This window comes from Thermus neutrinimicus (assembly GCF_022760955.1).
Taxonomy (GTDB): domain Bacteria; phylum Deinococcota; class Deinococci; order Deinococcales; family Thermaceae; genus Thermus; species Thermus neutrinimicus.
In genome coordinates this window covers 47,345-73,426 of sequence record NZ_JAKTNU010000001.1, presented here as the reverse complement: position 1 = coordinate 73,426, position 26,082 = coordinate 47,345, and the positions used below count along the sequence as shown (strand labels likewise).

The 26,082-nt window shown below is 65.0% G+C and carries 17 protein-coding genes and 3 tRNA genes; 12 read left to right on the top strand and 8 right to left on the bottom strand.

What is annotated here, in order from left to right; genetic code table 11:
• The first annotated feature begins 6 nt into the window (after positions 1 to 6).
• Positions 7 to 1,860, top strand: a complete 1,854-nt coding sequence (locus L0C59_RS00335) for a 2-oxoacid:acceptor oxidoreductase subunit alpha (protein ID WP_243089172.1) — start codon at positions 7 to 9, stop codon at positions 1,858 to 1,860.
• A gap of 2 nt (positions 1,861 to 1,862) precedes the next feature.
• Positions 1,863 to 2,777 (top strand): 2-oxoacid:ferredoxin oxidoreductase subunit beta, encoded by a 915-nt coding sequence (locus L0C59_RS00330; protein WP_243089171.1) that lies wholly within the window; start codon positions 1,863 to 1,865, stop codon positions 2,775 to 2,777.
• Here L0C59_RS00330 and L0C59_RS00325 read toward each other — a convergent pair.
• Positions 2,774 to 3,334 carry a 5-formyltetrahydrofolate cyclo-ligase gene (locus tag L0C59_RS00325; protein ID WP_243089170.1) on the bottom strand — a complete coding sequence of 187 codons (561 nt, stop codon included), beginning with the start codon at positions 3,332 to 3,334 and terminating at the stop codon, positions 2,774 to 2,776. The two genes, L0C59_RS00330 and L0C59_RS00325, sit on opposite strands and share 4 nt — an antisense overlap.
• Before the next feature lie 141 nt (positions 3,335 to 3,475).
• On the opposite strand from L0C59_RS00325, the gene dnaE reads away from it, so the two are divergent.
• Complete coding sequence (gene dnaE / locus L0C59_RS00320) at positions 3,476 to 8,452, top strand: DNA polymerase III subunit alpha (protein WP_243089169.1); 4,977 nt, start codon at positions 3,476 to 3,478, stop codon at positions 8,450 to 8,452.
• 53 nt (positions 8,453 to 8,505) lie between these two features.
• Here the strand turns inward: dnaE and groL are convergent, their stop codons facing one another.
• From groL to L0C59_RS00300, 4 genes are all read right to left on the bottom strand, one after another.
• The gene (gene groL, locus L0C59_RS00315; RefSeq protein WP_243089168.1) at positions 8,506 to 10,137 is read right to left on the bottom strand and encodes a chaperonin GroEL; all 1,632 of its coding nucleotides are present in this window, start codon (positions 10,135 to 10,137) and stop codon (positions 8,506 to 8,508) included.
• 12 nt (positions 10,138 to 10,149) lie between these two features.
• On the bottom strand, positions 10,150 to 10,455 hold the full coding sequence (gene groES / locus L0C59_RS00310) for a co-chaperone GroES (protein ID WP_015716023.1): 306 nt from the start codon (positions 10,453 to 10,455) through the stop codon (positions 10,150 to 10,152).
• Positions 10,456 to 10,615: 160 nt separating this feature from the next.
• The gene (locus tag L0C59_RS00305; protein WP_243089167.1) at positions 10,616 to 11,389 is read right to left on the bottom strand and encodes a TrmH family RNA methyltransferase; all 774 of its coding nucleotides are present in this window, start codon (positions 11,387 to 11,389) and stop codon (positions 10,616 to 10,618) included.
• The gene (locus L0C59_RS00300) at positions 11,367 to 13,640 is read right to left on the bottom strand and encodes a GNAT family N-acetyltransferase (protein ID WP_243089166.1); all 2,274 of its coding nucleotides are present in this window, start codon (positions 13,638 to 13,640) and stop codon (positions 11,367 to 11,369) included. Before L0C59_RS00300 ends, L0C59_RS00305 begins: the two co-directional genes overlap by 23 nt.
• A gap of 32 nt (positions 13,641 to 13,672) precedes the next feature.
• On the opposite strand from L0C59_RS00300, the gene pgi reads away from it, so the two are divergent.
• From pgi to L0C59_RS00255, 9 genes are all read left to right on the top strand, one after another.
• Positions 13,673 to 14,935, top strand: a complete 1,263-nt coding sequence (pgi, locus tag L0C59_RS00295) for a glucose-6-phosphate isomerase (protein WP_243089165.1) — start codon at positions 13,673 to 13,675, stop codon at positions 14,933 to 14,935.
• Positions 14,936 to 14,987: 52 nt separating this feature from the next.
• Positions 14,988 to 16,577, top strand: a complete 1,590-nt coding sequence (gene pckA / locus L0C59_RS00290; protein ID WP_243089164.1) for a phosphoenolpyruvate carboxykinase (ATP) — start codon at positions 14,988 to 14,990, stop codon at positions 16,575 to 16,577.
• 167 nt (positions 16,578 to 16,744) lie between these two features.
• Positions 16,745 to 18,568 (top strand): heme o synthase, encoded by a 1,824-nt coding sequence (locus L0C59_RS00285; protein WP_243089163.1) that lies wholly within the window; start codon positions 16,745 to 16,747, stop codon positions 18,566 to 18,568.
• A gap of 12 nt (positions 18,569 to 18,580) precedes the next feature.
• Complete coding sequence (gene coxB / locus L0C59_RS00280) at positions 18,581 to 19,594, top strand: cytochrome c oxidase subunit II (protein ID WP_243089162.1); 1,014 nt, start codon at positions 18,581 to 18,583, stop codon at positions 19,592 to 19,594.
• Positions 19,595 to 19,608: 14 nt separating this feature from the next.
• Positions 19,609 to 21,984 (top strand): cytochrome c oxidase subunit I, encoded by a 2,376-nt coding sequence (ctaD, locus tag L0C59_RS00275; protein ID WP_243089161.1) that lies wholly within the window; start codon positions 19,609 to 19,611, stop codon positions 21,982 to 21,984.
• Between the two features lie 60 nt (positions 21,985 to 22,044).
• Complete coding sequence (locus L0C59_RS00270; protein WP_243089160.1) at positions 22,045 to 22,746, top strand: hypothetical protein; 702 nt, start codon at positions 22,045 to 22,047, stop codon at positions 22,744 to 22,746.
• A 51-nt stretch (positions 22,747 to 22,797) separates the two neighbouring features.
• Positions 22,798 to 22,873, top strand: a tRNA-Lys gene (locus L0C59_RS00265).
• Between the two features lie 6 nt (positions 22,874 to 22,879).
• Positions 22,880 to 22,954, top strand: a tRNA-Glu gene (locus L0C59_RS00260).
• Between the two features lies 1 nt (position 22,955).
• A tRNA-Val gene (locus L0C59_RS00255) sits at positions 22,956 to 23,032 on the top strand.
• 69 nt (positions 23,033 to 23,101) lie between these two features.
• On the opposite strand, the gene L0C59_RS00250 is transcribed toward L0C59_RS00255, so the two are convergent.
• The 3 genes from L0C59_RS00250 to L0C59_RS00240 are packed head-to-tail and all read right to left on the bottom strand — an operon-like array spanning position 23,102 to position 26,076.
• The gene (locus L0C59_RS00250) at positions 23,102 to 23,863 is read right to left on the bottom strand and encodes a DciA family protein (RefSeq protein WP_243089159.1); all 762 of its coding nucleotides are present in this window, start codon (positions 23,861 to 23,863) and stop codon (positions 23,102 to 23,104) included.
• Positions 23,864 to 23,880: 17 nt separating this feature from the next.
• Positions 23,881 to 24,903, bottom strand: a complete 1,023-nt coding sequence (gene recF, locus L0C59_RS00245) for a DNA replication/repair protein RecF (RefSeq protein ID WP_243089158.1) — start codon at positions 24,901 to 24,903, stop codon at positions 23,881 to 23,883.
• A complete protein-coding gene (locus tag L0C59_RS00240; RefSeq protein ID WP_243089157.1) occupies positions 24,904 to 26,076 on the bottom strand; it encodes an MFS transporter in 1,173 nt (390 codons plus the stop codon). It lies immediately after the preceding gene.
• Positions 26,077 to 26,082 lie beyond the last annotated feature (6 nt).

Sequence of the window (26,082 nt, the reverse complement as noted above, 5' to 3'; positions counted from 1 at the left end):
GGGCTTATGGAAGAGTTCACCTGGCGCGTGGGCGGCCCCCAAGGGGGCGGGATAGAGACGGCGGCTACCCTTTTCGCCCGGGCGGTGGCCAAGGGGGGTTGGTGGGTGGCCACCAAGCGGGAGTACCACTCCAACATCATGGGGCGGCACTCCTACCTGGATGTGCGCCTCTCGCGAAAACCCGTGGCGGCCTTCCGAGGAAAGGTGGACATGTTGGTGGCCCTGGACGGGGAGACCCTGGCCCGGCACCTGGACGAGATTGGGCCTGGAGGGGTGGTCCTTTACGATCCCCGGGTTTTGGAGCTCACGGTGCACAAGCTCCCCATGCTGGACCACCGGGTGGCGGAGGCCCTTTCCGAGCGCTTCGGCAAGCTGGATCCCAGCTTGGGGGACCTCCTTGCGGCCTACGTGGAGGCCGGGGTCCAGCCCCTGCCCTACCCCTTTGAGGAGGTGGCGGACCGGATCGGGGTGGAGCTGGGCGTACCTTCCCTGCAGGCCCGGCGTACCCTGAACACCATCGCCGTGGCGGCGAGCCTCCACTTCCTGGGCTTTCCCCTGGACCCCTTGCTGGAGGCCTTGGCCCTGCAGTTTAGGGGCAAGGTGTTGGAGCTAAACCAGAAGGTGGCCGAGGCGGTATACCGGGAGGAGGTGCCTAAGCTCTCCTTCCAGCTGCGCCTAAACGGGTATGAGCCGGGCCGGGTTTACCTCACTGGGGCCCAGGCGGCGGCCTTGGGCAAACTGGCTGGGGGGCTTCGCTTCCAGACCTACTACCCCATAAGCCCGGCCACGGACGAATCCACCTACCTCGAGGCCCACACGGCCTTCACCGGGGCCGATGTGGCCGTGGTCCAGACGGAAGACGAGATCGCCGCGGTGACCATGGCGGTGGGAGCGGCCCTCACCGGGGCCAAGGCGGCCACCGCCACCAGCGGGCCCGGTTTCAGCCTCATGGCCGAGGGCATGGGCTTTGCCGGCATGCTGGAGGTGCCCTTGGTGGTGACCCTCTACCAGCGGGGTGGGCCCAGCACCGGCCTTCCCACCCGCACCGAGCAGGGCGACCTCATGTTCGCCATCCGGGGTGGGCACGGGGAGTACCCCCGGATCGTCCTGGCCTCGGGGGATATAGAGGATGCCTTTTTGGATGCCCAGAAGGCCCTGGCTTGGGCCTGGCGCTACCAGACGGTGGTGGTGCACCTCCTGGACAAGTTCCTGGCCTCCATGGCCCAAAGCCTTCCCAAGGAGGCCTTCAGGGTGCTCTCCCTGGATGGGGAAAAGCGCCTTGTCCCCAGGAAGGAGGGGTTTGGCCCCTATGAGCGCTACGCTCCCTCGGAGGACGGCATCTCCCCCTTTATCCCCCTCGGCACCCCAGGGGGCTTTTACTGGATGACCTCGGACGAGCACGACCTGGTGGGCCACATCACCGAGGACGTCGTCCTCCGGGAGTACCAGATGGAAAAGCGCATGCGCAAGCTGGAAGCCGCCCGCGAGGAGATCCCCCTCGAGGACCAGTACACCCTCTATAGGGACGGGGAGGTGCTGGTCCTGGGCTGGGGCACGGTGAAGGGCACCCTTCTGGAGGCCCTGGACCGCCTGCCTGGGGTCGGCTACCTGCACCTCAGGCTCCTCTGGCCCTTCCCCAGGATCGGTTCTCTCCTGGAGGGCAAGCGGCTGGTCACGGTGGAACACAACTACTCAGGGCAGCTGGCGGACCTGGTGCAGCAGGAAACCCTAAGGCGGGTCCATCACCGCATCGTCAAGTACAACGGCCGCCCCATCACCCTGGATGAGGCGGTGGAGGCCTTGGAACAGGTGCTGGCGGGCGGGGCCCCCGAGCGCCTGGTGCTCAGGAAAGGAGTCTAGCCATGTTGGAGCTTAAGCTCGCGGATTACAAGGCGGAGAAGCAACCGGACTGGTGCCCGGGTTGCGGGGACTACGGCATCCTCTCCGCATTGCAGATGGCCCTTTTTGAGCTGAAGCGGGATCCCTCCCAGACGGCCATCTTCTCGGGGATCGGCTGCTCGGCCAAGACCCCCCACTACCTGAATGTCTACGGGGTCCACACCCTTCACGGCCGCGTCCTCCCCGTGGCCCAGGGGGCCAAGCTGGCCAACCCCCACCTCACCGTGGTGGCGGTGGGGGGGGACGGGGATGGCCTGGGGATCGGGGCCGGGCACTTCGTGGCCGCAGGCCGCCGCAACGTGGACATGCTCTACATCCTCTACGACAACGAGGTCTACGGCCTCACCAAGGGGCAGGCGGGGCCCACCCTGGGCCTTGGGGAGAAGACCAAAAGCCTCCCCAAGCCCAACCCCCAGGGGCGCATCAACCCCCTGCTCCTGGCCTTCGCCTCGGGCTACACCTGGATCGCTCGGGGCTATGCCTACGACGTGAAGGGCCTGAAGGAGCTCATCAAGGAGGGCCTTAACCACAAGGGCCTGGCCTTTCTCCACGTCCTCCAGCCCTGCCCCACCTACAACGACCTGCACACCAAGGAGTGGTTCGCCCCCAGGCTCTATAGGCTCCAGGATGAGGGGTATGACCCCCATGTTCCCGAAGGCCTGCCCCCCGAGGAGCTGGATCGGAAGATGGCCCAGTTCCAGGAAAAAGCCGGGGAATGGGGGGAAAGGATCCCCATGGGGGTTTTCTGGAAGGCGGAGGTCCCCACCTTTGAGGAGCGCCTTAGGGCCTACCTTCCCCGCTACCCTGAGGTCTACCCCGCCTTGGGCCAGCGGGAGGCTTTGGACCTCGAGGGCCTCCTCAAGGAGTTCGCCCTCTAGGGCCGGATGAGCCGCGCCGGGGTGGCGATCAGGTCCACCCGGCGCTCGGGTTCCACAGGCAACTTGGCGTAGACCATGAGGGCGTGGGCTAAGGTGGCGAAGGGGGCCTCCACGGCAAGCCAGGCCTGGGGAAAACCGTAGCCCTTCCCCACCCAGCCCCCTTCCTCGTCCACGGCCACGGCCCCGATGAGGACCAGGTCTATGGGCTGGCCCTTTAGGTCCACCCTCACCCCGTAGCGGTAGGCCTCCCGCACCCTTTTGAGCTTCCTCGGGTCCAGGTCCTTGAGGAGCACGAACTCCCCCGGCCGGTCGGGATGGGGGAGGACCAGGGCCTTACCCGTCCTAAGGGCCTCCTCCCTCAAGGGTTTCAGCACCGCATCCATACCCGCCAGGATGAGCCTGGCCCTTTGGAACTCCGGGGTGCGAAGGAGGAGGCCCGCCGCCTTCTTGGCCCCCAGGAAGTTGGGGTGGTGGCCGTGGGGAGGTGTGGGGTGGAGGGCCAGGTCGTAGCGGGCCAGAGTGTTCCAGATTTCTTCCCTAAGTTGGCCTAGGGTCATGGGGTTCTAAAGGGCGCACCATAATGCCCTCCAAGGGGAACCCGGGCCTCGGTGGCGCCGATGGGGGCGCCCATGTCCTCCATCATGGCATAAGCAATGTACCTGGCGGAGGGATGCCAGGCGCTTGCTAGACTGGACCCTATGGGCCGCCTTAAGTTCGCCCACCTGCACCAGCACACCCAGTTCTCCCTCCTGGACGGCGCGGCCAAACTTTCTGACCTCCTCAAGTGGGTCAAGGAGGTATCCCCCGAGGACCCTGCCTTGGCCATGACCGACCACGGCAACCTCTTCGGGGCGGTGGAGTTCTACAGGAAGGCCACCGCCATGGGGATCAAGCCCATCATCGGCTACGAGGCCTATGTGGCTGCGGAAAGCCGCTTTGACCGCAAAAGGGGTAAGGGCCTGGATGGGGGCTACTTCCACCTCACCCTTCTTGCCAAGGATTTCAAGGGCTACCAGAACCTGGTGCGCCTGGCCAGCCGGGCCTATCTGGAGGGCTTTTACGAGAAACCCCGCATCGACCGCGAGATCCTAAGGGAGCATGCGGAGGGGCTGATCGCCCTCTCGGGGTGCCTGGGGGCGGAGATCCCCCAGTTCATCCTCCAAGACCGCCTGGACCTGGCCGAGGCCCGGCTCAACGAGTACCTCTCCATCTTCGGCGACCGCTTCTTCATAGAGATCCAGAACCATGGCCTTCCGGAGCAGAGGAAGGTCAACCAGGTCCTGAAGGAGTTTGCCCGGAAATACGGCCTGGGCATGGTGGCCACCAACGACGGCCACTACGTGCGCAAGGAGGATGCCCGGGCCCACGAGGTGCTTCTCGCCATCCAGTCCAAGAGCACCCTGGATGACCCTGAACGCTGGCGCTTTCCTTGCGACGAGTTCTACGTGAAAACCCCGGAGGAGATGCGGGCCATGCTCCCCGAGGAGGAATGGGGGGACGAGCCCTTTGACAACACAGTGGAGATCGCCCGCATGTGCAACGTGGACCTCCCCATCGGGGACAGGATGGTCTACCGCATCCCCCGCTTCCCCCTCCCCGAGGGCAGGACCGGTGCTTTGCCCGCAGGGCAAACGGATTTGCGCAAGCAAGAGGCCCAGTACCTGCGGGAGCTCACCTTCAAAGGGCTTCTTGCCCGGTATCCGGACCGGATCACCGAGGGGTTTTACCGGGAGGTTTTCCGCCTTCTGGGCCGTATCCCCCCTCACGGGGACGGGGAGGCTTTGGCGGAGGCCCTGGCCCAGGTGGAGGAGGGGGCGTGGGAAGCCCTTCGGCCCCAGTTGCCCCCTTTGGAAGGGGTGAGGGAGTGGACGGCGGAGGCCATTTTGCACCGGGCCCTTTACGAGCTTTCTGTGATCGAGCGCATGGGCTTTCCCGGCTACTTCCTTATCGTGCAGGACTACATCAACTGGGCCCGGGACCATGGGGTTTCCGTGGGGCCAGGCCGGGGAAGCGCCGCCGGGAGCCTGGTGGCCTATGCCGTGGGCATCACCAACATTGACCCCTTGCGCTTCGGCCTCCTCTTTGAGCGCTTTCTGAACCCCGAGCGGGTTTCCATGCCGGACATTGACACTGACTTCTCCGACCGGGAGCGGGACCGGGTGATCGAGTACGTGCGCCGGCGGTATGGGGAGGACAAGGTGGCCCAGATCGGTACCTTCGGCAGCCTGGCCTCCAAGGCGGCCCTCAAGGACGTGGCCCGGGTCTACGGCATCCCCCACAAGAAGGCGGAGGAGCTGGCCAAGCTGATTCCCGTGCAGTTCGGCAAGCCCAAGCCCTTGGCCGAGGCCATAGAGCTGGTGCCGGAGCTAAAGGCGGAGATGGAAAAGGACCCCCGGGTGCGGGAGGTGATCGAGGTGGCCATGCGCCTCGAGGGCCTAAACCGCCATGCCTCCGTGCACGCCGCGGGGGTGGTGATCGCCCAAGAGCCCCTTACGGATCTGGTCCCCCTCATGCGGGACCAAGAGGGGCGGCCCGTGACCCAGTACGACATGGGGGCGGTGGAGGCCCTGGGGCTTTTGAAGATGGACTTTTTGGGCCTGCGCACCCTCACCTTCCTGGACGAGGCCAAGAAGATCGTCAAGGAGTCCAAGGGGGTAGAGCTGGACTACGACCGCCTGCCCCTGGACGATCCCAAGACCTTCGCCCTCTTGGCGCGGGGGGAGACCAAGGGGGTGTTCCAGCTGGAGTCGGGGGGTATGACGGCCACGGTGCGGGGGCTTAAGCCCCGGCGCCTCGAGGACATCATCGCCTTGGTCTCCCTCTACCGCCCGGGGCCCATGGAGCACATCCCCACCTACATCCGCCGCCACCATGGCCAGGAGCCCGTGAGCTATGCGGAGTTCCCCCATGCGGAGAAGTACCTAAGGCCCATCCTGGAGGAGACCTACGGCATCCCCGTTTACCAGGAGCAGATCATGCAGATCGCCTCCCAGGTGGCGGGCTACTCCTTAGGGGAGGCGGACCTCCTCCGCCGGGCCATGGGCAAGAAGAAGGTGGAGGAGATGCAAAGGCACCGGGAGCGCTTCGTGCGGGGGGCCAAGGAACGGGGCGTCCCCGAGGAGGAGGCCAACCGGCTTTTTGACATGCTGGAGGCCTTTGCCAACTATGGCTTCAACAAGTGCCTGCCGGGAAGGACCCGGGTGGTGGACTACCGCACGGGGAAGCCCGTACCCATCGAGGCCCTGGTGCGGGGTGAGGCCAGGGGGGTCTTGGTGGTCTCCCTGGATGAGGCCACCTTGCGCCTGGTGCCAAGACGGGTGCTGGCCGCCTTCCCCAGCGGCCGGGCCATGGTCTTTCGCTTGCGCACCGCCACGGGAAGGGTCCTCGAGGCCACGGCCAACCACCCCCTCTACACCCCGGAAGGCTGGCGGGAGCTGGGGAGGCTTCGCCCAGGGGATTTCGTTGCCCTACCCCGGTACCTGCCCTACCAACCCTCGGAGGAGTTGAGGCCCCATGAGCTGGACCTCCTGGGCTTTGCCTTAAGCGAGGGGAACCTTCGCCATCCTTCGGGCTTTTACCTCTACACCTCCTCGGAAGAGGAGCTTTTGGCCATGCAGGAGGCCTTGGCAGGCTTTGCCAACGCCCGTACCCGCTTGGTCTGGCGCCGGGGGGTGGCCCACCTCTATGTGGGCCGGCAAAACCGCAAGGTGCCCTCGGAAGCAGAGGCTTTTCTGCGGGAGATGGGCCTGATGGGCCTCTCCGCCAGGGAAAAGCAGTTGCCCGAAAGGGTCTTTGGCCTTCCCTTGGAGGGGGTGGCAAGGCTTTTGGGGCGGCTTTGGGTGGGGGATGGGGGAGTGGATCCCAAGGGAAAGCTCATCTTTTACGCCACCGCTTCCCAGGCCCTGGCCCAAGGGGTGCAACACCTTCTCCTTCGCCTGGGCCTGCAAAGCCGACTGGTGGAAAAGGATTTCCCCTATGGAGGGGGGCGAAAGGGCTATGTGGTCTACCTTCTTGGGGGCCTGGAGGCGGCCTGGCGTTTTGCTAGGCTGGTGGGGCCTTACCTCTTGGGCAAGAGGAAGCGGGACTTAGAGGGGCTTCTTTCCTCCTGGAAGGGGGAGGGAAGGAGCACCAAGGATATTCTGCCCCTGGCCTTCCTCCCTCTGGTCAAGGAGGCTTTGGCCCAGGTTTCCGGGGGTAAGGAGGGGGCTTTTTTGGCGGCCCATGGTTTGGCCCAGGGGCTTTTGCGGCCCGGCAAGGGCCGTCTAGGGCTTTCCCGTTCCACGGTGGTGCGCCTTGCGGCCCTAACGGGAAGCCTGGCCCTTTGGCGCCTGGCGGGGGCGGAGGTCTATTGGGACCGGGTGGAGGCCATAGAGCCCTTAGGGGAGGAGGAGGTCTACGACCTTACCGTGGAGGGCACCCACACCTTCTTGGCCGAGGATGTCATCGTCCATAACTCCCACGCCGCCGCCTACAGCCTCCTTTCCTACCAGACCGCCTACGTGAAGGCCCACTACCCCGTGGAGTTCATGGCCGCCCTCCTCACCGTGGAGCGGCACGACTCCGACAAGGTGGCGGAGTACATCCGCGACGCCCGGGCCATGGGCATTGAGGTCCTGCCCCCCGACATCAACCGCTCGGGCTTTGACTTCAAGGTGGTGGGGGAGGAGATCCTCTTCGGCCTTTCCGCGGTGAAGAACGTGGGGGAGGGGGCGGCCCAGGCCATCCTGGCGGAAAGGGAGCGCCGCGGGCCCTTTAGAAGCCTGGGGGACTTCCTCAAGCGCCTGGACGAAAAGGTGGTGAACAAGCGCACCCTGGAGTCCCTCATCAAGGCGGGGGCCTTTGACGCCTTTGGGGACAGGGCCCGGCTTTTGGCCTCCCTGGACCCCCTTCTTCGGTGGGCGGCGGAAAGCCGCGAGCGGGAGAGGTCGGGAATGATGGGCCTGTTTGCCGAGGCGGAGGAGCCTCCCTTGGTGGAGGCCCTGCCCCTGGATGAGATCACCCGGCTCCGCTACGAGAAGGAGGCTTTGGGCATTTACGTTTCCGGCCACCCCGTTTTGCGCTACCCAGGGCTTAGGGAGGTGGCTAGCTGTCCCTTGGAGGAGCTTTCCGACTTCATCCGGGGCCTTCCCCCAAGGCCCAGGGTGCTCCTTACGGGCATGGTGGAGGAGGTGGTGCGCAAGCCCACCCGCAGCGGGGGGATGATGGCCCGCTTCACCCTTTCCGATGAGACCGGGGCCCTCGAGGCGGTGGTCTTCGGCCGGGCCTACGAGGGGGTCTCCCCCAAGCTTAAGGAGGACACCCCCCTCCTGGTCCTGGCGGAGGTGGAGCGGGAGGAAGGGGGGCTTAGGGTCATGGCCCAGGCTGCCTGGACCCACGAGGAGGTGGCCGAGGCCCCCAAGGCCCTGGAGGTGGAGGTGGACCATGCCCTATTGGACGAGGGGGGTGTGGCCCTCCTCAAGAGCCTTTTGGACGAATACCCCGGAGCCCTTCCCCTTTACCTTAGGGTCCAGGGGCCCTTTGGGGAGGCCGTCCTCTCCTTGCGGGAGACCCGGGTGGGGGAAGGGGTCCTGAAGGCCCTTGAGGCCGAGGGCTTCCGCGCCTACCTGATCCCGGACCGGGAGGCTTTCCTCCAGGGAAATGGCGGCGGGCCCAAGGAGGAGGTGGTGCCCTTCTAAAAAAGAGGCTGGGCCCTAGGGCCCAGCCTCTTTTGCCCTAACCCGGGGTGGCCTTAGAAGTCCATGTCCCCGCCGCCCGCGGGAGCGGGGGTGGACTCCTTCTTCTCGGGCTTCTCCGCCACCACGGCCTCGGTGGTGAGGATGAGGGAGCCGATGGAGGCAGCGTTCTGCAGGGCGGAGCGGGTCACCTTGGCGGGGTCCACGATGCCCGCCTCCACCATGTCCACGTACTCCCCGGTGGCCGCGTTGAAGCCCAGGCGGGGGTTCTTGGTCTCGGAGAGGATCCTCTGGACCACCACGGAGCCCTCGTAGCCGGCGTTCTCGGCGATCTGACGGGCGGGCTCCTCCAGGGCCCGGCGCACGATCTTAGCCCCGGTGGCCTCGTCCCCCTCCAGCTTCTGGATAAGCTCGTCCACGGCGCTGATGGCCCGAAGAAGCGCCACGCCACCGCCCGGGACGATGCCCTCCTCCACCGCGGCCCGGGTGGCGTTCAGGGCGTCCTCAAAGCGGTGCTTCTTCTCCTTCAGCTCGGTTTCGGTGGCGGCCCCTACCCGGATCACCGCCACGCCCCCCGCCAGCTTGGCCAGGCGCTCCTGGAGCTTCTCCTTGGCGTACTCGCTGTCCGTGGTCTCCAGCTCCTTCTTGATGCCGTTGATGCGGGCCTCGATGTCCTCCTTCTTGCCCTTGCCGCCCACGATGGTGGTCTCGTCCTTGGTGATCTTCACCCGCTCGGCCCGACCCAGCATGGAGAGGGTGGCGTTCTCCAGCTTGAAGCCGAGCTCCTCGGAGATGACGGTACCACCGGTGACGGCGGCGATGTCCTTGAGCATCTCCTTACGGCGGTCACCGAAGCCGGGAGCCTTCACCGCCGCCACGTTCAAGGTGCCCCGGAGCTTGTTGACCACCAGGGTGGCCAGGGCCTCGCCCTCCACGTCCTCGGCGATCAGGAGGAGGGGCTTGCCGGTCTGGGCCACCTGCTCCAGGATGGGGAGGAGTTCGCGCACGTTGGAGACCTTCTTCTCCACGATGAGGATGAAGGCGTCCTCCAGGACCGCCTCCATGGCCTCGGGGTTGGTGACGAAGTAGGGGGAGATGTACCCCTTGTCAAACTGGTACCCCTCCACGAACTTCAGCTCGGTCTCCAGGCTCTTGGACTCCTCGACGGTGATGATCCCCTCCTTCCCCACCTTCTCCATGGCGTCGGCGATCAGCTTGCCGACATCGGGATCGTTGGCGGAGATGGTGGCCACCTCCTCGATGGCCTTGCGGTCCTCCACGGGGATGGCCAGGGAGCGGATCTTCTCCACCGCCGCCTCCACCGCCCTCTCGATGCCCCGCTTGAGGGCCAGGGGGTTGGCGCCGGCGGCCACGTTCTTCAGACCTTCCCGCACGATGGCCTGGGCCAAGACGGTGGCGGTGGTGGTACCGTCACCGGCCACGTCGTTGGTCTTGGAGGCCACCTCCTTGAGGAGCTGGGCCCCGATGTTCTCCAGGTGGTTCTCCAGCTCGATCTCCTTGGCCACCGTCACCCCGTCCTTGGTGATGGTGGGGGAGCCGAACTTCTTCTCCAGGACCACGTTCCGGCCCCGGGGGCCCAAGGTTACCTTCACCGCATCGGCTACCGCGTTCACGCCGCGCTCCAAGGCCCGGCGGGCTGCCTCGTCAAACACCAGGATCTTCGCCATGGCTCACCTCCCTTACTGCAGAACCGCCAAAAGGTCGCGCTCGGAGAGGATCACGTACTCCTCGCCGTCGATCTCGATCTCGGTGCCGCCGTACTTGGCGAAGACCACGATGTCCCCCTCCTTGACCTCGAGGGGCACCTTCTGCCCGTTGTCCAAGATGCGGCCCGAGCCCACCGCGATCACCTTGCCCTTCTGGGGCTTCTCCTTGGCGGTGTCGGGGAGCACGATGCCGCCCTTGGTCTTGGGCTCCTCCTCAATCCGTTTCACCACAACCCTGTCGCCTAGGGGCTTGATCACCGTCTTCACCTCCGCAGCCATATTCACTCCCTCCTTTGACGCTCAAAGGGCGAGAGTGTCAAACCAAGGGTTATTATCTTGGCCCCGCGTGTTCTTGTCAAGGGGGTTGAGGGGGGTTTTATAAGGTGAGGGTCTGGTGGCCCCGCACCACCCAGGGCCAGCAAGGGGGTAAGGGGGAACCTCATCCTCCTCCCCTTTGGCGCAGGGCCTCGTAGAGGAGGAGGGCGGCGCTCACGGAGACGTTGAGGCTATCCGCCTGCCCCCGCATGGGGATGCGCACCCGAACCCCCGCCCGGTCCAGCCAGGCCTTGGGAAGGCCCTCGTCCTCGGTCCCCAGGAGGAAGGCCACCCCTCTTCGGTAGTCCTCTTCCCAGTAGACCTTTTCCCCTATGGGGGTGGCGGCTACCAGGAAAAGCCCCTTTTCCTCCAGGAAGCGGGAGGCTTCCTCCTCAGCCACGGGGAAGACGGGCAAGGAGAAGACCACCCCCGTGGAGTTTCGGATCACCTGGGGGCCATAGAGATCCACGCCTTCCGCCACCAGGACCAGGTCCACCCCCGCCCCATCCGCCGAGCGCAGGATGGCCCCAAGGTTTCCGGGTTTTTCCAGGCCCAAAAGGACCAGGACCAGGGGGTTTTGCGGGAGCCGGGCCTCCTTTAGGGTTTTTTGGGGCAGGCGGAAGACCCCGATGACGGGAGACGGGTTTTCCCTTACGGAAACCCGCTCCATCGCCTCTTGGGAAAGTTCCAGGATGGGCCCCTGGCCCGCCAGGGCCCGGTCCTCCGGGGTGGCCTTGGGGCCGAGGAGGAGGGTTTCCAGGTGGAGGCCAGTCCTTAAGGCCCTTTCCACCTCCCGCCGGCCTTCCACCAGGAAAAGGCCAGTCCTTTCCCGCTCCTTTCGTTCCTTCAGGGCGGATAGGGCCTTCACCTTGGGGTTAGTGGGGCTTTGGATGCGCATGGCGGTTCCTCGGTGGGGGGTTTCCCTGGAGGCGCACCTCGAAGCGGGCGATCCGGGGTCCGGAAAGCTCCAGGGAGATCTCTTCCACCTGGGGCAGCTCCTCCAGAAGCCGGGAAAGCCTGAGGAGGATCTCTTGGTAAGGGGCCGGGTCTAGGTGCCCCTCAAGGGGCCTAACCAGCTCTTGGGCATCCTTCTGGGTGAGGGGAGAAAGCCTTTCCCCCAGCACCTGGTCCCCCAAGGGAGTGGGCAGGAGCAGGGTGAGGACAGGGCCGAAAAGGGGGTGGGGTTTGGCGGTGAGCCGTAGGGAAAGCCCTTCCCCCTTCCCCAAAGGCAGGCCGAAGCACCCCAAGAGGGCGGCCCCCTCCTCCTGGCTCAGGGTCTTTTTCCCTTCTAGAAGCTTCCTTGCCTCCTCCAGGCGCAGGTCGGGGAGGTCGGGGAAGTGGAGGGGTTCATCCCGCCAGGCCTTGTAGGCCCAGGCCCGGCTCAAGGCGATGGCCGCCGATTCGGGAAAGCGGTAGAGGGCCACCTGGCCCATAACCCTTGCCCGCACCCCAGGGGAGCCCATCACGCAGGCCAGGAGCAACTTGTTTCCTTCTGCCCTCTCCAAAAGGGCCAGGAACTCCTCCTCGCTGGCAAACCCCATGGGAACGAAGAGGAGAAACACGCTTCCCACCTCGCTTTGCAAGGCTTCCTCCAGGGCGCGGGCGAACTCCACCGCCTTGGCGGTGGAGCCCAGGTCCAGGTGCTCCACGAAAAGGCCTCCTTCCCTTAGGGCCTCGAGGGCCAGGTTAGAGGGACCGGAGGCGTTGGAGATAAGGCGCACCCGGTTGTTTTCCGGAAGACGCCCCAGGGCCAGAAGGGCGGCCACGTCAAAGGCTTCCTCCAGGCTGTTGGCCCGGATCACCCCAGCCTGGGCGAAGAGGGCCCGCACCAAAGGGTCCCGGGAGGGGTGCACCGCCAGGATGGGTTTTTTCTTGCCGATCCTCCGGGCTAAGCGGGAGAAGCGCCTGGGGTTGCCGAAGCTTTCCAGGTAGAGGAGGATCACCCGGGTTCTTTCGTCCTCATCCCAGAACTGCAGGAGGTCGTTGGAGGAGATGTCCGCCTTGGCCCCTAAGGAGACGAAGGAGGAGATGCCCAGTCCCATGCCCTCCGCGTAGGCCATCACCGCCCGGCCCAGGGTGCCGGACTGGCTGGAGATGGCCAAGGGCCCCGGCTTGGGAAGGGGGGTCAAGCCCGCTGCCAGACGGGCATCGGGATGGGTGTGGACCAGGCCCAGGGAACCCGGGCCCAGAAGGCGCATCCCCAGGCGCCTGGCCTTGTCGGCCAGCTCCCTGGCCTCTTGGTCCTGGAAGCCGGTGGTGAGGACCACGCTGGCTCGCACCCCCCGTCTTCCTGAGGCCTCGAGGGCCTCGAGGACCCGTTCCTTGGGCACGGCGATCACCGCCAGGTCCACGGGCCCTGGGATACTCTCCACCCTGGGGTAGGCGAGAAGGGGGCCCACCGTGCTCCCTTCCTTGCCGATGGCCTCGTTCACCGGGTAGACGGGGCCTTGGAAGCGGCCGAAGATGAGGTTTTCCAACACCCGGTAGCCGATGCCCTCCGGGTCGCGGCTCGCCCCCACCACCGCCACGCCTCGGGGAAAGAAGAAGGGGTGGAGGCTCGCAAGGGTGGAGACCTTTTCCCGCCACTCAAACCGCTCCGCCGCCCTCTCCTCCAGGAGGATCTCAAACTCCACCTCCACTTCGCCGCTATCCCGGTGGGCCCGCACCTGGAAGCCGCTTTCCATGAAGACGTTGAGCATCTTCTGGTTCTCCGCCAGGACGAAGGCCTGAAACCGCCTTACCCCCCGCTTGGCGGCGATTAAGGCCAGGCGCTCCAGAAGGAGGGTGCCCAGGCCCTTGCCCTGGAAGGCGTCGTCCACCAGAAAGGCCACCTCGGCGGTGTCCTCCCCTTTGAGGCGCACGTACTCCCCGGTGGCCACCATCCTGGGGGGATCCCCCGCCAGGACCATGAGGACCACCTTTTCCTCCTCGGGTTTGGCGGAAAGGAGAAGCTCCGACGCCTTCTCCGGGGAGATGGGGGAGAAGAAGCGCATGCGCAAGGACTCGGGGGATAGCCGCCTCAGGAACTCCACGAAAAGGGGAAGGTCCTTGGGTCCCGCCCGCCTCAGGAAGGCGGTACGCCCATCCTTGAGGAGGACAGGGCCCTCCTCGAGGCCGTGCTGGGGCGTGGGTGGGGGCACATAGCCCATGCCTTTAGCCTACATCCGGGTAGCATGGGGGTATGCTGCGCCTGGATACCCGCTTCCTTCCCCACTTCCCGGATGCCCTTTCGGAACACGCCCCCATCCTGCTGGGGGCCCGGGAGGCCCTTTTGGCCAAGCGGAAGGACCCCCAGAGCATGCTGGGCTGGATGGACCTTCCCGAGGACACGGAAACCCTAAGGCTGATTCGCCGCTACCGCGAGGCCAACCCTTGGGTGGAGGACTTTGTCCTCCTGGGCATCGGGGGAAGCGCCTTGGGGCCTAAGGCCTTGGAAAACGCCTTCAACGAAAGCGGCGTGCGCTTCCACTACGTGGACCATGTGGAGCCCGAGCCCGTGCTTCGGCTCCTTCGGGGCCTAGACCCCCGGAAGACTCTGGTGAACGCGGTTTCCAAGTCGGGGGCCACCGCGGAAACCCTGGCCGCTCTGCTGGTTTTCCTGAACTGGCTTCGGGAGAACCTGGGGGAGGACTGGCGGCGGCACCTGGTTCTCACCACCGATCCCACGCGGGGGGCGCTAAGGGCTTTAGCGGAAAAGGAAGGCCTTGAGGCCTTTCCCATTCCCGAAAACGTGGGGGGGCGCTACTCCGTGCTCTCCCCGGTGGGGCTCCTTCCCTTGGCCTTCGCCGGGGTGGACCTGGAAGCCCTCCTCATGGGGGCCAGGAAGGCCAACGAGCTGGCCCTAGCCCCCTTGGAGGAAAACCTACCCCTGAAAACCGCTCTCCTCCAGCACCTCCACCGCCACCTGCCCGTCACGGTCTTTATGGTGTACTCAAAGAGGCTGGAATACCTTCCCGCCTGGTTTGTCCAGCTCCACGACGAGTCCTTGGGCAAGCGGGACGGGGAGGGAAACCGGGTGGGCACCACCGCCGTGCCCGCCCTGGGTCCCCAGGACCAGCACGCCCAGGTGCAGCTCTTCCGGGAAGGCCCCTTGGATAAGCTCATCGTTCTGGTGGTGCCGGAAAGGGCCACGGAGGACCTCATCCTGCCCCAGGTGGAAGGCCTCGAGGAGGCGGGTTACCTCTTCGGCAAGGGCCTATTCCAGCTTCTCAAGGCCGAGGCCGAGGCCACCTACCAGGCCCTGGCCGAGGGGGGGCAGAGGGTCTATACCCTCTACCTCTCGGAGGTTTCCCCCTACGCCGTGGGCTGGCTCTTGCAGCACCTCATGTGGCAGACCGCCTTCCTGGGGGAGCTTTGGGGGGTGAACGCCTTCGATCAGCCTGGGGTGGAGCTGGGCAAGCGCCTGACCTTCGCCCTTCTGGGGCGCCCCGGGTATGGCCCCTAACCTTGGAAGCGTGGAAATAAGTGTATGATGCCCTAGGCATAAGGAGGTCTCTATGGACCGACTGGAGCCTTTGGGCATCAGACCGAGGAAACAGGTTTTCTGGAACACGGTTTCTCCCATCCTGGTGGAGCATACCCTGGCCCGGGGGGAGGGGATTCTGGCCCACAAGGGATCCTTGGTGGTGGACACCACCCCCTACACCGGGAGAAGCCCCCGGGACAAGTTCGTGGTGCGGGAGCCGGGGGTGGAGGAGGAGGTCTGGTGGGGCGAGGTGAACCAGCCCTTCGCCCCGGAGGCCTTCCAGGCCCTTCTGGAAAGGGTGGCCGCCTACCTCTCTGAGCGGGACCTGTACGTCCAGGACCTTTACGCCGGAGCCGACAGGCGCTACCGCCTGGCGGTACGGGTGGTGACGGAAAGCTCCTGGCACGCCCTATTTGCCCGCAACATGTTCATCCTCCCGCGCCGTTTCCCCGAGGACGACGAGGTGGAGCCCTTCGTCCCCGGCTTCACGGTGATCCATGCCCCTTACTTCCTGGCCGACCCCGAGCGGGATGGAACCCGTAGCGAGGTGTTCGTGGGCATCAGCTTCCAGAGGAAAATCGTCCTGATCGTGGGTACCAAGTACGCGGGGGAGATCAAGAAGAGCATCTTCACCGTGATGAACTACCTCATGCCCAAACGGGGAGTTTTCCCCATGCACGCCTCGGCCAACGTGGGGAAGGAAGGGGATGTGGCCATCTTCTTCGGTCTTTCCGGGACGGGCAAGACCACCCTTTCCACCGACCCAGCGAGGCCTTTGATCGGCGACGACGAGCACGGCTGGAGCGAGGAAGGCGTCTTCAACTTTGAAGGGGGATGCTACGCCAAGGTCATCCGCCTCTCCCCGGAGCACGAACCCCTCATCTATAAAGCCTCCAATCAGTTTGAGGCCATCCTGGAGAACGTGGTGGTGAACCCGGAAAGCCGCCGGGTGGAGTGGGATGACGACACCAAGACCGAGAACACCCGGGCCTCTTACCCCCTGGCCCATCTGGAGAACGTGGTGGAGTCCGGCCTGGCTGGGCACCCCAGGGCCATCTTCTTCCTCTCCGCCGACGCCTACGGGGTCCTGCCCCCCATCGCTCGCCTCTCCCCTGAGGAGGCCATGTACTACTTCCTCTCCGGCTACACCGCCCGGGTGGCGGGAACGGAGAGGGGAGTCACCGAGCCCAAGGCCACCTTCTCCGCCTGTTTTGGGGCGCCCTTTTTGCCCCTCCATCCCGGGGTTTACGCCAGGATGCTGGGGGAGAAGATCAAGAAGCATGGTCCCAGGGTATACCTGGTGAATACCGGATGGACTGGGGGGCCTTACGGGGTGGGCCGGCGTTTCCCCCTCCCCCTTACCCGCGCCCTCTTGCAGGCGGCCCTAAGCGGGGCCCTCGAGGGGGTTCCCTACCGCCAGGATCCCGTCTTCGGTTTCCAGGTGCCCCTGGAGGTGCCCGGGGTACCCAAGGAGCTTTTGGACCCGCGGGAGACCTGGGAGGACAAGGAGGCCTACGATCGGCAGGCCAGGAGGCTAGCGGCCTTGTTCCAGGAAAACTTCCAAAAGTATGCGGACGGGGTAGAGGAGGCCATACGCCGGGCAGGGCCAAAGGTGGGGTAGACTTTACCCCTTGGGGGCTGGGCCTTCCGCTCGGCCCCCTTGTCAAGTAGGGCCGGGGGGTATTAGGCTCCTAGGTGGCGGGTAATGGAAGGGACAAATGTACTTCACCCCTGGGCAAGGTCTTCTGGCAGAATGGTAAATGTTACCGTCTGGGGGACGGGTGCCCTATGAGCCAAGCTTGGTTTAGCCGTTACGCCTGGGGAGTCTTGGGGTGGAACATCCTGGTGGCCCTCTGGGGGGCTTACGTGCGAGCCACGGGGTCGGGGGCGGGGTGCGGCTCCCACTGGCCCACCTGCAACGGGGAGATCATCCCCAGAACCCCCCAGGTGGAGACCCTCATCGAGTTCACCCACCGGGCCACCTCGGGGCTGGCCTTTCTTTCCGTGGCCCTTCTGGCCCTTTTGGCCTTCCGCCTTTTCCCCAAGGGCCATCCCGTGCGGCTGGGGGCCGGGTTTTCCCTTTTCTTCATGCTCACCGAGAGCCTGGTGGGCGCCTCTTTGGTCCTTTTTGGTTGGACAGCCGATAACGTGAGCGCCGCCAGGGCCGTGGTGCAGATGGTGCACCTGGCCAACACCTACTTCCTCCTGGCTTCCTTGGTCCTCACCGCCTGGTGGGCCTCTGGGGGTGCCCCTTTGCGCCTTAGGGGGCAGGGGGCGGTGGGGGTGGCCTTGCTCCTGGGGCTTCTCGCCTTGCTCTTCCTGGGGATGAGCGGGGCGGTGACCGCCTTGGGCGACCTTCTTTTCCCCGTGCGGAATACCCTCGAGGCCCTGGAGCGCTCCTTAACCCCTGGGGAGCACTTCCTGGTGCGCCTCAGGGTGCTCCACCCCCTCATCGCCGTAAGCGTGGGGCTTTACGTGGTCTTTGCTGGTTACCTTGTGGCGCATCTCAGGCCGTCTGCCCACACCCGCCGCTTTGCCCACGCCCTTGCCTACCTCTATGGGGTGCAACTTTTGGCCGGTTTGGTGAATGTCTGGCTCAAGGCCCCGGTCTGGATGCAGATCCTGCACCTTCTTTTGGCCTATGCCGTGTGGCTACTTTTCCTCCTGCTTTTGGCGGCAGCCTTGGCCAGGGGGGCTAAGCGGGTGGAACTGGGGGAGGGCCTAGAGGCGGGGCAGGTGCACCAGGGTACTGGGGGAGCCACCTGGAGGGACTACCTGGCCCTTACCAAACCCCGGGTGATCAGCCTCCTCCTCTTCACTACCCTTGTGGCCATGCTCATCGCTGCCAAGGGCTGGCCCGGCACAGGCCTCTTCCTGGTGGTGGCCCTGGGTGGCTACATGATGGCAGGGGCGGCCAACGCCATCAACATGGTGGTGGACCGGGACATCGACGCCCGCATGCGCCGCACCGCCAAGCGCCCCACCGTGACCCAGCGCATTTCCAGCCGAGATGCCCTTCTCTTCGCCCTTGGCCTCGCCCTTCTGGCCTTCCTCCTGCTCTTTTGGGGGGCAAACCTCCTTTCCGCCACCTTAGCCCTCATGGGCCTTATCTGGTACGTGCTGGTCTACACCCTTTACCTGAAGCGCCGCACCTGGCACAACATCGTCATCGGCGGGGCGGCGGGGGCCTTCCCCCCCTTGGTGGGCTGGGCGGCGGTTACCGGGGACCTAAGTCTTTTCGCCTGGTACCTCTTCGCCCTCATCTTCTTCTGGACCCCGGTGCACTTCTGGGCCCTAGCCCTCATGATCCAGGACGACTACCGGGCCGTGGGCGTACCCATGCTGCCCGTGGTGCTGGGGGAACGGGTTACGGTGATGCAGATCGCCCTATATGCGGTGCTTACCGCCTTGATCTCCCTCATGCCCCTCCTTCTAGGGGAACTCGGCCTTGTGTACCTCTTCTTTAGCCTTACCCTTAATGCTTTGCTTATCCTTAAGAGCCTTGCCCTCTACCGCCAGCCCGAGCGGAGGACGGCGGTTTCGCTGTATAAATACTCCATGCTCTACCTGGCCCTATTGTTCGTGGCCATGGCGGTGGATCGGGTGCTTTAGGGAGGGAAGCGGATGAGAAGAGTTGTAGCGGCGCTCAGTCTTTTAGGTCTGGCCCTGGCCCAGGAGGCCCACCGGGTGGCCATTACCCACCCCGTCTCCCCCTTCAACCGGGAGACCAACTTCCTCCTCCTCTGGGTCTTGGTCTTCTCCGTCCTTATCTTTGGGGTGGTGGCTGGTGCCTTGGCCTATGTCACCTGGAAGTTCCGGGCCAAGCCGGGGCAGGGGGGGGAGCCGCCCCAGGTTCATGGCAATGATCGGCTGGAAGTGGTCTGGACGGTGATCCCCATCCTTATCATTTTCGTTCTCTTTGGCCTGACCGCCCGGAGCCTGATTCAGGTGAACCAGCTTCCCGCGGGAGCCCTAAAGGTGGAGGTGACCGGCTACCAGTTCTGGTGGGACTTCAACTACCCCGAGCTGGGCTTCCGCAACTCCAACGAGCTCATCCTGCCTGCGGGCGTGCCGGTGGTGCTGGAGATCACCTCCAAGGATGTGATCCACTCCTTCTGGGTGCCGGGGCTGGCGGGCAAGCGGGACGCCATTCCGGGACAAAAGACCCTTCTTTCCTTTACACCGGAAAAGCCGGGGAACTACTACGGTTTCTGCGCCGAGCTTTGCGGTCCCAGCCATTCCCGCATGCTCTTCCGGGCCATCGTCCTGCCCAAGGAGGAGTTTGACCGCTTCGTGGCTGCAGCCAAGAGCCACACGCCTCCCGTGGCTGACGCCCGGGGACAGGAGGTATTCCAGCAAAACTGCATGGCCTGCCACGGGGTTCAAGGCCAGATGCCCCCTGCGGTCATCGGGCCGGAGCTGGGCTTCACCGGAAACCGGGTGAGCCTGGCGGCGGGGATCGTGGACTACACCCCGGAGCATCTGAAGGCCTGGATCAAGGACCCCGCCGCCCTGAAGCCAGGGGTGAAGATGCCGGGCTTCCCACAGCTTTCCGAGGAGGACCTGGACGCTTTGGTCCGCTACCTGGATGGGCTTAAGGTGGAGGGTTTTGACTTCAAGGCGTTGCCTAAGTTCTAAGGAGGTATGGGCAGATGGCCATTGCCACCAAGCCAAAAGCAGGTTTCTGGGCGATCCTGTGGGATCTCCTGACCACGGTAGACCACAAGAAGATCGGGATTTTGTACACGGCCACCGCCTTTTTCGCCTTCGCTTTGGCAGGGGTATTCTCCCTGCTCATCCGGGCGCAGCTGGCGGTGCCCAACAACCACCTGCTCACCGGGGAGCAGTACAACCAGATCCTCACCCTGCATGGGGCCACCATGCTCTTCTTCTTCATCATCCAGGCCGGGCTCACTGGCTTCGGCAACTTCGTGGTGCCCCTGATGCTGGGGGCCAGGGATGTGGCCTTGCCCCGGGTGAACGCCTTCAGCTACTGGGCTTTTCTGGGGGCCATCATCCTGGCCCTTATGAGCTATTTCTTCCCTGGCGGAGCTCCCAGCGTGGGCTGGACCTTCTACTACCCCTTTTCCGTCCAGTCGGGTAGTGGGGTGAACTTCTACATGGCCGCTATCCTCCTCCTGGGCTTTTCCAGCCTCTTGGGCAACGCCAACTTCATCGCCACCATCTACAACCTCCGGGCTCAGGGGATGAGCATGTGGAAGATGCCCATGTACGTGTGGAGCGTCTTCGCCGCCAGCGTCCTGAACCTTTTCAGCTTGGCGGGCCTGACCTCGGCCACCCTCTTGGTGCTTTTGGAGCGGAAGATCGGGCTTTCCTGGTTTAATCCCGATGTGGGTGGGGACCCGGTCCTGTTCCAGCAGTTCTTCTGGTTTTACTCCCACCCCACGGTGTACGTGATGCTCCTGCCCTACCTGGGCATCCTGGCCGAGGTGGCTTCCACCTTTTCCCGCAAGCCCCTTTTCGGTTACAAGCAGATGGTCTGGGCCCAGATGGGCATCGTGGTCTTGGGGACCATGGTCTGGGCCCACCACATGTTCACCGTGGGGGAGTCCACCATCTTCCAGATCGCCTTTGCCTTCTTCACCGCCCTCATCGCTGTGCCCACGGGGGTAAAGCTCTTTAACCTCATCGGCACCCTTTGGGGTGGGCACCTGCAGATGAAGACTCCCCTCCTTTGGGTGCTGGGCTTCATCTTCAACTTCCTCCTGGGCGGCATCACCGGGGTCATGCTCTCCATGACCCCCCTGGACTACCACTTCCAAGACTCCTACTTCGTGGTGGCCCACTTCCACAACGTGCTCATGGCCGGGTCTGGGTTTGGGGCCTTTGCCGGGCTTTACTACTGGTGGCCCAAGATGACGGGCCGCATGTACGACGAGCGGTTGGGGCGGCTCCACTTCTGGCTCTTCCTGGTGGGCTACTTGATGGTCTTCCTGCCCCAGTACGCCCTAGGCTTCCTGGGGATGCCCCGGCGGTACTACACCTACAATGCCGACATCGCGGGCTGGCTGGAGCTTAACTTCATCTCCACCATCGGGGCCTTCATCCTGGGCCTTGGGGGTCTGGTGTGGATCTACGCCATGTGGAAGAGCCTGCGCTCCGGAGAGAAGGCCCCGGATAACCCTTGGGGCGGCTACACCCTGGAGTGGCTCACCAGCTCTCCGCCCAAGGCCCATAACTTTGACGTGGCCCTGCCCAAGGACTTCCCCTCCGAAAGGCCCCTGTACGACTGGGCTAAGAAGGGGGTGGAGCTGAAGCCCGAGGATCCCAGCCACATCCACCTGCCCAATAGCTCCTTCTGGCCCTTCTACTCCGCCGCCACCCTCTTCGCCTTCTTTGTGGCCGTGGCTGCCCTGCCGGTACCCAACATCTGGATGTGGGTCTTCCTGGCCCTCTTTGTTTACGGCCTCATCCGCTGGGCCCTCGAGGACGAGTACAGCCACCCGGTGGAGCACCACACCCTTTCCGGCAAGTCCAACGCCTGGATGGGGATGGCCTGGTTCATCGTTTCGGAAGTGGGTCTTTTCGCCATCCTCATCGCGGGCTACCTGTACCTGCGCCTCACCGGCGCCGCCGTACCCCCCGAGGAGCGGCCTGCCTTGGGGCTTGCCCTCCTCAACACCTTCTTCCTGGTAAGCTCCTCCTTCACCGTGCACTTTGCGCACCACGACCTTAGGCGCGGCCGCTTTAGCCCCTTCCGCTTTGGCCTTCTCGTCACCATCATCCTGGGAGTCCTCTTCTTCCTGGTCCAGTCTTACGAGTTCTACGAGTTCCACCACGCCTCCAGCTGGCAGGAGAACCTTTGGACCGCCGCCTTCTTCACCATCGTGGGCCTCCACGGCCTGCACGTGGTGATCGGTGGCTTTGGCCTCATTCTGGCCTACCTCCAGGCCCTCAGGGGCAAGGTTACCCAGCACCACCATGGCACCCTCGAGGCGGCCAGCATGTACTGGCACCTGGTGGACGCGGTCTGGCTTTTCATCGTTACCCTTTTCTACATTTGGTAGGCTGCTTTCGGATTCCGGCTCCCGCCTCCAAGGCGGGGGCTTTGCTATCTATGAAGGGGGATGCGGCTACTGGTGGTGGACTTTGACTACTTTTTCCCCGTGCCCCAAGACCAAAAGGACCCGTTGGCTCCCCTTTATGCCTGGGCCCACTTTGAAACCCCCTACTACCTGGGGGAGGCCTGGGAGGAGCGGGCCTTGGCCTTTCTCCTAAGGAGACTGCCCTTACCCCAAGCCCAGGGCTGGGAGGGGTTTTGGGAACGGTTTACCTTCGCTCCCGATGCCCAGCTTTACTATGCCGACTCCAACGCCTTGGCCTTCCATCCAGAGGTAGGGGAGGGGGTCTGGGAGGTGGTCCTCTTCGACGCCCACCACGACGCTGGGTATCGCCCTTTGGCCGAGGAGCCTTCCTGCGACGATTGGATGGTCTTTTACGCCCGGCAAGGGGCCAGGCTTAGGGTCTTCTACCCTTCTTGGCGCGACCCTTCCCTGGAACCCGAGCCCGCGGTCCCTGTGGAGAGGGCCATGGACCCGGGAGGACCTGTGGAAGGGGTTTTCCAGCGGGTGTTCCTCTGCCGTAGCGGGGCCTGGGTGCCCCCTTGGGCCGACGGGGCCTTTTTTGGCCTCCTGGAGGCGGCTCCCCTCCCCAAGGTGGCCCTGGAGGCGGTGGCGAGGAGGCCGTGGGACCTCGAGGGCCTGCAGCGACGGGTAAGGGAGGAGACCTTGGGCCTCATGATCATGGAGCGCCTGAGGGGGCTTTTTTAGCCTTTGCCCTGGACAAGCCCTTCTCCTTCCCCTATAATCACTAAGGCTGTTGGGCCGTTAGCTCAGCTGGCAGAGCAACCGACTTTTAATCGGTAGGTCGCAGGTTCGAATCCTGCACGGCCCACCAGGCCGGGGCCCCATCGTCTAGCGGTCAGGACGCGGCCCTCTCAAGGCCGAAACGGGGGTTCGATTCCCCCTGGGGTCACCACGGGCGGCTAGCTCAGCTGGTCAGAGCGCTCGCCTTACAAGCGAGAGGTCAGAGGTTCAAATCCTCTGCCGCCCACCACCATGGGAACACAAAACTTCCCCCCTCGCTACCGAGGGGGGAAGTGCTTTGGGAGGCTTATTTGGGGGCTTAGGCCTCCTTGGCAAGGAGGCTTCGCACGGCCTCGGGTAGGGGTTCGTCAGGGAAAAGGGCCTGGAAGCGCTGGGCCAGGTCCCTAAGAAGGGGGCGTAGCGATTCGTCCCGTAAGGCCTGGGGGTAAAGGCCCTCCATCTCGCCCCAAAGGGATTGCCTGGCCAGGTGCCGGGCCACCAGGAGGGCCTCCCCCTCGAGGCCCGTGGGGCGGCCCCGTTTGAGGCGCTCCGCTTCCTTGCGCACCCAGGGGCTTTGGAGAAGGCGCCGGCAGGTGGGGCAGGGATGCTTGGGACTAGGGCTTCCGCAGATGGGGCAGGGTTCGCCCCGATCCCTTTGCAAAAGGGCTAGGGCGGCCCGGGCTACCCTTTCCCGTAGCTCTGGGGGAGCTTTCTCCGCCAGCTCCAAGGCCCGGCGGCTGGCCCATAGGAGCCTTTCTGGGTTTTCCGGAGTTTTGGGGACCTCCGGTTCCCTCTCCAGAGGGCCCACCACGAAGCGGATCTCCTTCACCGCCCCGGGAAACCGCTCCTCGTAGCGCCGCAAAAGGGCCAGGCGGCTATAGGTGAGCTGGTGGGCGGTGACGGGGTCCGCCACGCGCACGGTGAGGACACCCCCCTCGAGGGCCAGGGGCTCGCTGAGTTGGGCAAGCTCCTTACCCACCACCTCCCGCCAAGAGGCCAGCACCAGGCCCCGCTTCAGCTTTTCCTTCCCCCCGGCCTTCATAAGGGCCTCGGGGATCACCTCCTTAAGCCGCCAGGGCATGCCCACCCTCCTGGTGGTCAGCAGAGGACCACCCCTCCTTCCACCCAGCATACCGGGATCCCCTCGGGGGCCCAAATCCCGGCCAGAATGGCCTGGGGAAGGCCACGGGTGTAGGCCAGAACCGCCTGCCGCTTGCCCTCGTCCAGCTCCTCGCTCCACTCGTCCACCAGGAGAAGGGGGGCTTCCCCGTGGTGCTCAAGGAGCAGGCGGTGCTCGGCCAGGCGCAGGGCCAGGGCCACCCCTTTGGCTTCCCCCCGGCTTCCGAAGCGGTGGACCGGCCGGCCGGAAAGCAGGAAGACCAGGTCATCGCGGTGAGGGCCCACCAGGGTCTGCCCTCGAGCCAGCTCCTCTTCCCTGCGGGCCCTTAGGGCCTGGAGGAGATCCCCCGGGGCGGTTTCCTCCAGAAGGAGCCCCACCTCCCCCGGGGCCAGGCCCCGGTGGAGGGATTGGAATATGGGCAAAAACCGCCTCAGGAAGCGCCTCCTTAGGGCCATGATCTCCGTGCCGTAACGGGCCAGCTCCTGATCCCATACGGAAAGCCCGTTTCCCCCGGCCTTCAAAAGGGCGTTTCGCTGGCGCAAGGCCTTTTCGTAGGCGGAAAGGAGGGCGGCGTAGCGGCGGGAGAAACGCCCGATCAGGCGGTCCAAAAAGGCCCGCCTCTCCTCCCGGCTCCCCAGCACCACCTCCACATCCTCGGGCAGGACCAGGACCGAGCCCGGAAGCTCGTGTAGAGCCCTTAGGCTCACCGCCTTTTCGTTGAGCGCCACCTCCCTTCCCTCCGGCCTCAGCCGTTGCTCGATCCGGTATAGGCCCAGCTCGGTTTCCACCTCCGCCTGCAGCCAGGCTTCCTCCTCCCCGAAGCGGATCAGGTCGGCCAAGGAGGCTCGGACCTCGCCCCCGAGGGCCAGGTGGATGCCGAGGAGCAGGCTGGTCTTCCCCTGGGCGTTCCCTCCCACCAGGGCGAAGAGGCCCGGAGGGGGTTGGAAGGCCGAGAAGGCCAGGTTGCGGAAGTTCCTCTGGCGGAAGGCGAGGAGCCGCATCTAGATCCTTGCCCGGCGCAAGAGGAAGGGAAGGGCGAGGAGGGCCACCAGGAGGAGGGTGGCCCCCAGGAGGTAGGGGGCCTCAGGGAAGATGCGGTACAGGCCGGTACCCAGAATGGGTCCAAGCATCCTGCCCAGGGCCTGGGCGGAGGCATTGAGGCCCGCCACCAGGCCTTGCTCCCCTTCCCCCACGGCCAGGGAGAGGGCGGCGGTGACCCCCGGCCCTGCCAGGGCCGTCCCTGCCCCTTGCAGGGCGAGGCCCAAGGCCAAAAGGGGAAAGCCCTGGGCCACCACCAAAAGGAGAAAGCCCAGGATGCCCACGGGTAGTCCAAGGAGGAGGAGGGTTCGGGGCGGCCAGGAGAAGCGCCGCACCAGAAAGCCCTGGATGAAGACCGCCACAAGGCCGTAAAGGACCAGGGCAAGCCCCACGCTCCTGGCGGTTTCCACCCCCGAAAGCCCGAGGCGGTCTTGGAAGTAGAAGGCGACCGTCTGCTCGAGGGCCACCCCGGAGAGGTTCAGGGAAAACCCCAGGAGGAGGAGGGGAAACACCCGTCCATCCCAAGGGGAGAGCCGCCCTGTTTCCTGGGCTCCTTGGGGCCTGGATTCCGGCAGGACCAGGGCCACGAAGAGGGCGTTGAGGAAGGCGATACCGGCGGAGAAGAACACCGGGGCCAGGAGGCCAAACCCCGCGGCAAGCCCTGCCCCCAAGGCAGGACCCAGGATGACCGCCAGGCCGAAGGCGGCCCCCAAGAGGGCCATGCCCGCGGTGCGCTGTTCCCGCCCGGTGATATCGGCCACGTAGGCCTGGGCGGTGGGTAGGGTGGCGGAGCTGAAGGCCCCCCCCAGAAGCCGGGCCAGGAGGAGGAGGGGGAAGAGGAAGCCCGCGGGAACCAGGCCCCTTTGGCCCAAGAGGGCGAAGAGGCCAAAGAGGAGGAAGCTCACGGCAAAACCCAGGATGCCCAGGAGGAGGACGGGCTTCCTACCCTTCTCGCTCAGCCTTCCCCAGAGGGGTGAGAGGAGGAACTGCATGAGGGCGTAGCCGGTGGAAAAAAGGCCCACCTGGACCTCGGTGAGCCCCAGCTCCCGGCCCAAGGGCCCCAGGATGGGGAAGAGGATGGAAAGCCCCAGGATGCTGTTGAAAAGGGTCAGGAAGAGGAGGCCTACAGGGGACATGCCCTA

Excerpts from the sequence above, each read along its gene's own strand:
- groL (WP_243089168.1), bottom strand. The coding sequence starts at position 10,137 with ATGGCGAAGATCCTGGTGTTTGACGAGGCAGCCCGCCGGGCCTTGGAG.
- L0C59_RS00300 (WP_243089166.1), bottom strand. The coding sequence starts at position 13,640 with ATGGGCTATGTGCCCCCACCCACGCCCCAGCACGGCCTCGAGGAGGGC.
- L0C59_RS00270 (WP_243089160.1), top strand. The coding sequence starts at position 22,045 with ATGCGGCTACTGGTGGTGGACTTTGACTACTTTTTCCCCGTGCCCCAA.
- L0C59_RS00250 (WP_243089159.1), bottom strand. The coding sequence starts at position 23,863 with ATGCCCTGGCGGCTTAAGGAGGTGATCCCCGAGGCCCTTATGAAGGCC.
- L0C59_RS00335 (WP_243089172.1), top strand. The coding sequence starts at position 7 with ATGGAAGAGTTCACCTGGCGCGTGGGCGGCCCCCAAGGGGGCGGGATA.
- pgi (WP_243089165.1), top strand. The coding sequence starts at position 13,673 with ATGCTGCGCCTGGATACCCGCTTCCTTCCCCACTTCCCGGATGCCCTT.
- pckA (WP_243089164.1), top strand. The coding sequence starts at position 14,988 with ATGGACCGACTGGAGCCTTTGGGCATCAGACCGAGGAAACAGGTTTTC.
- recF (WP_243089158.1), bottom strand. The coding sequence starts at position 24,903 with ATGCGGCTCCTCGCCTTCCGCCAGAGGAACTTCCGCAACCTGGCCTTC.
- dnaE (WP_243089169.1), top strand. The coding sequence starts at position 3,476 with ATGGGCCGCCTTAAGTTCGCCCACCTGCACCAGCACACCCAGTTCTCC.
- L0C59_RS00330 (WP_243089171.1), top strand. The coding sequence starts at position 1,863 with ATGTTGGAGCTTAAGCTCGCGGATTACAAGGCGGAGAAGCAACCGGAC.
- groES (WP_015716023.1), bottom strand. The coding sequence starts at position 10,455 with ATGGCTGCGGAGGTGAAGACGGTGATCAAGCCCCTAGGCGACAGGGTT.
- L0C59_RS00240 (WP_243089157.1), bottom strand. The coding sequence starts at position 26,076 with ATGTCCCCTGTAGGCCTCCTCTTCCTGACCCTTTTCAACAGCATCCTG.
- coxB (WP_243089162.1), top strand. The coding sequence starts at position 18,581 with ATGAGAAGAGTTGTAGCGGCGCTCAGTCTTTTAGGTCTGGCCCTGGCC.
- L0C59_RS00325 (WP_243089170.1), bottom strand. The coding sequence starts at position 3,334 with ATGACCCTAGGCCAACTTAGGGAAGAAATCTGGAACACTCTGGCCCGC.
- L0C59_RS00305 (WP_243089167.1), bottom strand. The coding sequence starts at position 11,389 with ATGCGCATCCAAAGCCCCACTAACCCCAAGGTGAAGGCCCTATCCGCC.
- ctaD (WP_243089161.1), top strand. The coding sequence starts at position 19,609 with ATGGCCATTGCCACCAAGCCAAAAGCAGGTTTCTGGGCGATCCTGTGG.
- L0C59_RS00285 (WP_243089163.1), top strand. The coding sequence starts at position 16,745 with ATGAGCCAAGCTTGGTTTAGCCGTTACGCCTGGGGAGTCTTGGGGTGG.